The sequence below is a fragment of the Ideonella sp. P3_A4 genome, from assembly GCF_056403075.1.
In genome coordinates, this window is record NZ_JBFUGE010000314.1 from 1 (window position 1) to 7,199 (window position 7,199).

General features: G+C 69.2%; 5 protein-coding genes. 2 read left to right on the top strand and 3 right to left on the bottom strand.

The genetic code is table 11. The features are described 5' to 3' along the window. Nucleotides 1–136: 136 nt before the first annotated feature. A complete protein-coding gene (locus AC1DYI_RS22480) occupies nucleotides 137–1,429 on the bottom strand; it encodes an HD-GYP domain-containing protein (RefSeq protein WP_477206362.1) in 1,293 nt (430 codons plus the stop codon). A 235-nt stretch (nucleotides 1,430–1,664) separates the two neighbouring features. Between AC1DYI_RS22480 and pcaF the strand changes: the two genes are divergently transcribed. After that, nucleotides 1,665–2,867 (top strand): 3-oxoadipyl-CoA thiolase, encoded by a 1,203-nt coding sequence (pcaF, locus tag AC1DYI_RS22485; RefSeq protein WP_477206363.1) that lies wholly within the window; start codon nucleotides 1,665–1,667, stop codon nucleotides 2,865–2,867. 10 nt (nucleotides 2,868–2,877) lie between these two features. Here the strand turns inward: pcaF and AC1DYI_RS22490 are convergent, their stop codons facing one another. Together AC1DYI_RS22490 and AC1DYI_RS22495 are read right to left on the bottom strand one after the other, a co-directional pair. Next, nucleotides 2,878–4,935 (bottom strand): putative bifunctional diguanylate cyclase/phosphodiesterase, encoded by a 2,058-nt coding sequence (locus AC1DYI_RS22490; protein ID WP_477206364.1) that lies wholly within the window; start codon nucleotides 4,933–4,935, stop codon nucleotides 2,878–2,880. Nucleotides 4,936–5,130: 195 nt separating this feature from the next. Continuing rightward, a complete protein-coding gene (locus tag AC1DYI_RS22495) occupies nucleotides 5,131–6,045 on the bottom strand; it encodes a helix-turn-helix domain-containing protein (RefSeq protein WP_477206365.1) in 915 nt (304 codons plus the stop codon). A 97-nt stretch (nucleotides 6,046–6,142) separates the two neighbouring features. Between AC1DYI_RS22495 and pobA the strand changes: the two genes are divergently transcribed. Further along, nucleotides 6,143–7,199, top strand: a 1,057-nt coding sequence (gene pobA / locus AC1DYI_RS22500) for a 4-hydroxybenzoate 3-monooxygenase (protein WP_477206366.1), incomplete at its 3' end; no start/stop codon positions are given.

Here is a 7,199-nt window from a genome sequence, read left to right on the forward strand (position 1 = left end):
GCTGCCTGGTTCGCATGCAGCACGCAGGCGTCGGCCGCATCGACCAGCCAGGCCGGGTCGTCCAGGCTGTCGATCAGCTCGGCCCTGGCGCTCGCCTGGCCGGTGAGCCAGGCGATGCCTGCATCGGCGCCGCTCATCACAGCTGCTCTTCGACTGTCGGCGTGGCCGACACGTCGAAAAAGTAGGCGACGCGCTGGCGCGGGGCCAGCACCTCGGCGGCGCGCGCCGGCAATTGGGTCGGCCGCAGGCTGCGGCGAATGCCCAGGTCGGGGCAGTCTTCGAGGTTCAGGTGCTGGCCATGCGAACGTGCCGGATCGTGCACGCGCACCTGCGGCTTCAGCGGCCGAGCCGAGTTGACCGAGGTGACCATCGCGTAGCGGTCGTCCGACAGCTGCACCAGCGAACCGGGCGGGTAGATGCCCATCATGTGGATGAAGCCGTTCAGGATCGTCGCGTCGAACTTGTTGCGCGACTGCGCGAACATGCGCGAGAGGRCTTCGTGCGGCGTCAGCGACTTCGACGGCGTCGCCGCGTTGCACAGGTTGTCGTAGTAGTTGACCAGCGACACGATGCGTGCGCCGACCGACATGCGCTCGGACGTCACGCCCTTGGGAAAGCCGGTGCCGTCGGCCAATTCGTGGTGCTGGGCCACGATCAGCAGCGCGCCGGGTGCGAGGCTCATCCGGCGACCCTGGGTGATGCCGTGGCCGACGTGGTCGCGGTACAGCGAGGCTTCGGCGCTGGTGAAATCGTCGTGCGGCAGGCGCATGCGATCGGGCAGCGACAGCTTGCCCATGTCGTGCAGCAAGGAGCCGGCACCCAGGTCGGCCATCTCGGGCTCGGGCATCTTCAGCGCACGGGCCAGCAGCAGCGAGACGACGGTCACGTTGATCGCGTGGGCCGAATGGCGGTCGCCGCTGGGCTCACCCAGCACGCGCACGCACAGCTCGGCATCGATCAGCATCTTGTCGAGCAAGGCCCGGGTCAGCGCCTGCGCGCCATCGCGTGCACGCTCGGGCTCGCCGGCCAGCGCATCGTTGACGCGGCGCAGGTCGCGGCAGGCTTCCTGGTACTGGCGCTCGCACACGCGCAGCGCGGCGGCTTCAGCCTCGGCCCGCGCCTCGGCTTGGCGGCGCGCGCGTGCGGCCGGGTCTTCGGCTGGCGTGATCACGACGATCGGCTCGACCGCCGCGCCGGCCGGGTCGGTGTCCGCCGCGTTGGTGGCATCGACGGCAGCGGCTTCGGTCTGCAAGTCGCTGCGATCGGGGCTCCAGCGCAGTTTTCGCAGGCCGAGCGAGCGTATCGTGTCGATCTGTTCGGCGCTGCTGATCTTGAAGCTCGACAACGGAAAGGGGTGCGACATCCACCCCCCGTCGAGGTGGATGAACATGCCGACTCGCAAGTCCTGCGGTTCAACGGTGTTGGTCATGTCGCAAAGTCCCTGAGTGTTTCCTGGCCCATGCCGGCCGACGCCAAGGCGTCAGGCTGACGGGGGCCCTCCGTCACAACATCGGCACCGCGTCCGGTCAACTTGAGCGGCATGGGCATTGACCCCTCACACCGCTTGCACCCGCACGCGCTAGCATCGCGCCAACGTTTTTTCACCCTTTTGGCCCAACCTGCCGTGCCGGCCTCGCGCCGGCCCGCACCACTCACCGACCACCATGACCCACGCCTACATCTGCGACGCGATCCGCACCCCTTTCGGCCGCTACGGCGGAGCCCTGTCGCCGGTGCGTGCCGACGACCTCGGCGCGGTGCCGATCCGCGCGCTGATGGCGCGCCACCCGAACCTGGACTGGGCCGCTGTCGACGACGTGCTCTACGGCTGCGCCAACCAGGCCGGCGAGGACAACCGCAACGTGGCCCGCATGGCCGCGCTGCTGGCCGGGTTGCCGGTGGCTGTGGCGGGCAGCACGATCAACCGCTTGTGCGGCTCGGGGCTGGACGCTGTCGGCTCAGCCGCCCGTGCGATCCGCGCCGGCGAGGCCGAGCTGATGATCGCCGGCGGCGTTGAAAGCATGAGCCGCGCGCCGTTCGTGATGCCCAAGGCGACGAGCGCGTTTTCACGCGAGCACGCGGTCTACGACACCACCATCGGCTGGCGCTTCATCAACCCGCTGATGAAGGCCCAGTTCGGCGTCGACTCGATGCCCGAGACGGCCGAAAACGTGGCAGCCGACTTCGGCATCTCGCGCCAGGACCAGGACAAGATGGCGCTGGCCTCGCAGCGCAAGGCGGTGGCGGCACAGCAGCGCGGCTTCTTCGACGCCGAGATCACGCCGGTGGCGATCACGCCGAAAAAGGGCGATCCGGTCATCGTCAACAAGGACGAGCACCCGCGCGAGACCTCGCTCGAATCGCTGGCCAAGCTGAAGGGCGTGGTCAGGCCGGACGGCACCGTGACGGCCGGCAACGCCTCGGGCGTCAACGACGGCGCCTGCGCGCTGCTGCTGGCCGGCGAAGCTGCCGCTGCGCGCCACGGGCTGACGCCGCGCGCCCGCGTGGTCGCGATGGCCACCGCCGGCGTGCCGCCGCGCATCATGGGCATCGGCCCGGCACCGGCGACACGCAAGGTGCTGGCGCTGGCCGGGCTGTCGCTGTCGCAGATCGATGTGATCGAGTTGAACGAAGCCTTCGCGGCCCAAGGCCTGGCGGTGCTGCGCCAGCTCGACATCACCGACGACGACCCGCGCGTGAACCCGAACGGCGGCGCGATCGCACTCGGCCACCCGCTTGGCGCCTCGGGCGCGCGGCTGGTGACGACCGCGATCAATCAGCTGCACGCCACCGGCGGCAAGCGCGCACTGTGCACGATGTGCATCGGCGTCGGCCAGGGCATCGCCCTGATCCTCGAACGGGTCTGACGCGGCCGGGTCAGCTCTGAGCGGTGCTGGCCGGCGCCGTTTCGGCCGGCTTGACGGCCGGGGCGGCAATKGTCGTTGGTTCGCCCAGGTCGGCCAGCAACTCGTCGACCGGCAGCGTCAGTGAGCCGGACGGCGGCTGCGCGGTGTGGTTCAGCTGGTCGACCGGCTTCGGCCGGGCCAGCAGGAAGCCCTGGAACTCGTCGCAGCCCTGGGCCCGCAACGCGTCCAGCTGCGGCTGGGTTTCAACGCCCTCGGCGTTGACGCGGATCTCGAGCGAGTGCGCCAGCGAGATGATGGACTTGACGATCAGGTTCACCTTCTCGTCGCTGCCCAGGTGCTGGGTGAAGGCGCGGTCGATCTTGACCTTGTCGAATGGGAAGCGCCACAGGTAGGCCAGGCTCGAGTAGCCGGTGCCGAAGTCGTCCATCGCGATCGACACGCCCATCGCCGACAGCACCCGCAGCGTGCCCAGCACCTGTTCGGTGTTGCTCATCAGCAGCGATTCGGTGATCTCGATCTCCAGCCGCGTCGCCGGCAGGCCGGCGTCGTCCAGCGTCTTGGCGATCAACTCGACCAGGTCGTCGTGGCGGAACTGCGCAGCCGACAGGTTGACCGCCACCGCCAGGTGATCGGGCCAGGTGGCGGCCTGGGCGCAAGCGGTGCGCAGCACCCAGCGGCCGAGCGGGCCGATCAGACCGGTGTCTTCGGCCAGCGGAATGAACTCGGCCGGTGAGACCGGGCCGCGCACCGGGTGGTGCCAGCGCAGCAGCGCTTCGTAGCCGGTCAGCGTGCGGCCATCGGAGCCCCACAGCGCCTGGTAGTTCAGGCTCAGCTGGGTGCCGCTGCCAATCGCCTCACGCAGGTCGCGCGTCAGCTGGCGCCGGGTTTCGAGCTTCTCGTCGAGCGACGCGTCGTAGAAGCTGAAGGTCGAGCGGCCCGAAGCCTTGGCGCGGTAGAGCGCGAGGTCGGCCTTGTGCATCAGGTCTTCGTCGTTGTCGGAGTCGGTGCCGAAGATCGCCGCGCCGGCGCTGCAGCCGCAGATCACCGTCTGCCCACCCAACTCGTACGGCTGGCCGAGCGATTCGACCACCCGTTCGGCCAGGCGCGTCACTGCGTCGGGGCCGTCGACGCCGGTCTGCAGCAGCGCGAATTCGTCGCCGCCCAGGCGGGCCACCACGTCGCCGTGACGCACCAGGTCACGCAGGCGCGCAGCCACCTGGCGCAGCACCTCGTCGCCAGCGGCGTGGCCCAGGCTGTCGTTGATTTCCTTGAAGCGGTCCAGGTCGATGCACAGCACCGCGAAGTTGGGCCCGCCGCAGGTTTGGCGCCAGGCGGCCTGGCGCAGGCTTTCGCCAAAGCTGGCACGGTTGAGCGAGCCCGACAGCGGATCGTGCCGCGCCAGGTAACGCATGCGCTCGTCGGCCAGGCGGTCGCGCCGCCATTGGCGCCAGACCACGGCACCGACGATCGCACCGGCCACCGCCAGCATCGCGAACACCGTGGCCGCCACGCGCATGAAGGCCTGGTTGATGCGCCGCTCGCGCTCGACCTGGTCGACGTAGACCTCGACCACACCCATCACCCGGCCTGCGCGCAGCACCGGCACGTAAGCCTCGCTGTAGATGGCCGGCCGGTCGCCGTGGGCGTCGCGTTGCAGCTCGATCACCGGTGCGCCGCCGAGCACCAGCTTGCGCACGTCGTCATCGCCTTCGCCGGCATCTTCCTCGTCCTCGTCGGACAAGGCCGTGGTGGGCATCAGTTCATCGGACGCCAGCACCGGGTGACCGGCACGATCGTAGAGCTTGAAACGGAACACCTCCTGCACCTGCAGGAAGTTGCGCAGCTGGGTGCGTGCGGCCTCGCTGGCGCCGCGGCCTTCGAAAGTCGCGTCGAGGTCGGGCACCGAGGCTTCGACCAGCCGAGCCCAGGCCAACGCCGATTGCTCGGCATCGCGCTCGAGCAGGTAGCCGGCGCTGCCGCGCATCAGCACGGCCAGCAGCACGCCGGCCAGACCGAGACCGACCAGGCAAGGCAGCAGCAATCGCCACTGGTTGGACAGAAATTTCATCGATGGCTCTTTCAACACCCGGACCGGCGATCGAGCCCGCGTGTGTGGAACAACGACCCGCGCCGCTGGTTTGGCGCGCTCATCGATCAGTTTTCGGCCCCGATCGGTGCGGGTTGAGGGTGACGTTGACGCCGTTGGCGTGGCGTTCGCCGCGGATTCGGGCGTGACGCACCCTCAAGTCAAGGCGCGGTGCGGTCAGCCCTGGTGCGCGCGGCGGCGCCAGGCGGTGGGCGACAGGCCGCATAAACGCTGGAAAAACCGCGTGAAGTAGCCCGGGTCGGCAAAGCCGAGGTCCATGCCGATGCGCTTGACGCTCTGGTTCGTGTAGGCCAGCTGGCGCTGCGCCTCCAGCGCCAGGCGGGCGTGCAGCAGGTCCAACGCACCCTTGCCCAGCTGGGCCTGGCAGATGCGGTTGAGCTGGGTCGCGCTGATGCCCAGCTCGGCCGCCAACGACGCAACGCTGGGCTGCAGCCGAAAACGGGCGTCGACCAGCGCCCGGTAGCGCGCCAGATGCGCCGGTGCGCCAGCCGCCGCGCCATCCGCCGGCCCAGGCCAAGCCCGCGCCAGCGCGAGCATCAGGCGGGCCAACTCGGCATCGATCGCAGCATGGCGCCAGCGCTGGTGCCCAATGAATTCGGCTGCCAGCGCGATCACGGCATCGGCCACCGGGGTCGGCTCGCCGAGCGCGCGGGGCGCTGCGTCGGGGCCCCAGCCCAGCACACCCGGCCGCTCGAACAGCGGCCACAGCCCTGGCTCGGGCGCCAGCAGCTGGCGCACATGCGGCTCCTGCACCGTGACGACCCAACCGTCGATGCCCGCTTCGAAGGTGAAGCCATGCGCCGTCGCGGCCGGCACGGTCACCGCGGCCGGGCCAACCAGCCGGCTGAGCTGGCCATCGACCTGGGCTTCCGCGCGGCCCTTAGCGATGTACAGAATTTGAAACAGCAGTTCGTGCCGATGCGGCCGGATTTCCCACTCGTGCAGCCGGCTGCGCGACGAGATCGTCTCGATGTGCAGCTTCTCCCCCACCGCGGCATGACCGGGTTCGCCATAGAGCTGGTAGGCCGGCAGTGCGGCTGCCGCGCGGCGGCCTTGGGGTGACGAAGCCATGTTCGAATTGTGCAAGGTTTGGCCGCAATCCTCCATTGATGCCACCGCCAGGCGGGCCTACGCTGGCGGTGTTGTTGAGGTGGTGGAGGGAAAATCCATGCGAACCCAGGTCGCAATCATTGGCGCCGGCCCGGCCGGGCTGTTGTTGGGCGCGTTGTTGTACCGGCAAGGCATCGACCACGTGATCGTCGAGCGGCAGACGCCAGAGTACGTGCTGAGCCGCATCCGCGCCGGCGTGCTGGAGCAGGTGACCGTCGACCTGTTGGACGAAGCCGGCGTGGGCGAACGCATGCACCGCGAAGGCCTGCCGCACGACGGCTTCTCGCTCTGTTTCGACGACCGCCATCACCGCATCGACCTGCATGCACTGACCGGTCAGCGGGTCATGGTCTACGGCCAGACCGAGGTCACGCGCGACCTGATGGAGGCGCGCCGCGGCGCTGGGCTGACGACCATCTACGCAGCCGAGAACGTGCACCCCGAGGGCTTCAACGGTGACACGCCATCGCTGCGTTACGCGCTGGACGGCGCGCCGCACAAGATCGAGGCCGACTTCATCGTCGGCTGTGACGGCTTCCACGGCGTGGCCCGCGCCAGCGTGCCGGCCAAGGCGATCCAGACCTATGAAAAGGTCTACCCCTTCGGCTGGCTCGGCGTGCTGGCCGATGTGCCGCCGGTGCATGACGAGCTGATCTACGCCAACCACCCCCGCGGCTTCGCGCTGTGCAGCATGCGCAGCAAGACCCGCGTGCGCTACTACGTGCAATGCTCACTCGACGATCACGTCGAAGATTGGAGCGACGAACGCTTCTTCGCCGAGCTGAAGCGCCGCTTGCCCGAAGCCGACGCGGCGCGAATGATCGAAGGCCCGTCGATCGAGAAGAGCATCGCGCCGCTGCGCAGCTTCGTCGCCGAGCCGATGCGCTTCGGCCGCCTGTTCCTCGCCGGCGACGCGGCCCACATCGTGCCGCCGACAGGTGCCAAGGGCCTGAACCTGGCCGCCTCCGACGTCGGCATGCTCAGCCGCGCRCTGGCCGAGCACTACCGCGGTTCTGACGCGGGCATCGACAGCTACTCACAGCGTGCATTGGCCCGCGTCTGGAAAGCCGAGCGTTTCTCGTGGTGGTTCACCTCGCTGATGCACCGCTTCCCCG

What these genes read in the sequence shown, in the direction of transcription:
- AC1DYI_RS22495 (WP_477206365.1), bottom strand. Translation starts at nt 6,045, where the DNA reads ATGGCTTCGTCACCCCAAGGCCGCCGCGCGGCAGCCGCACTGCCGGCC.
- pcaF (WP_477206363.1), top strand. Translation starts at nt 1,665, where the DNA reads ATGACCCACGCCTACATCTGCGACGCGATCCGCACCCCTTTCGGCCGC.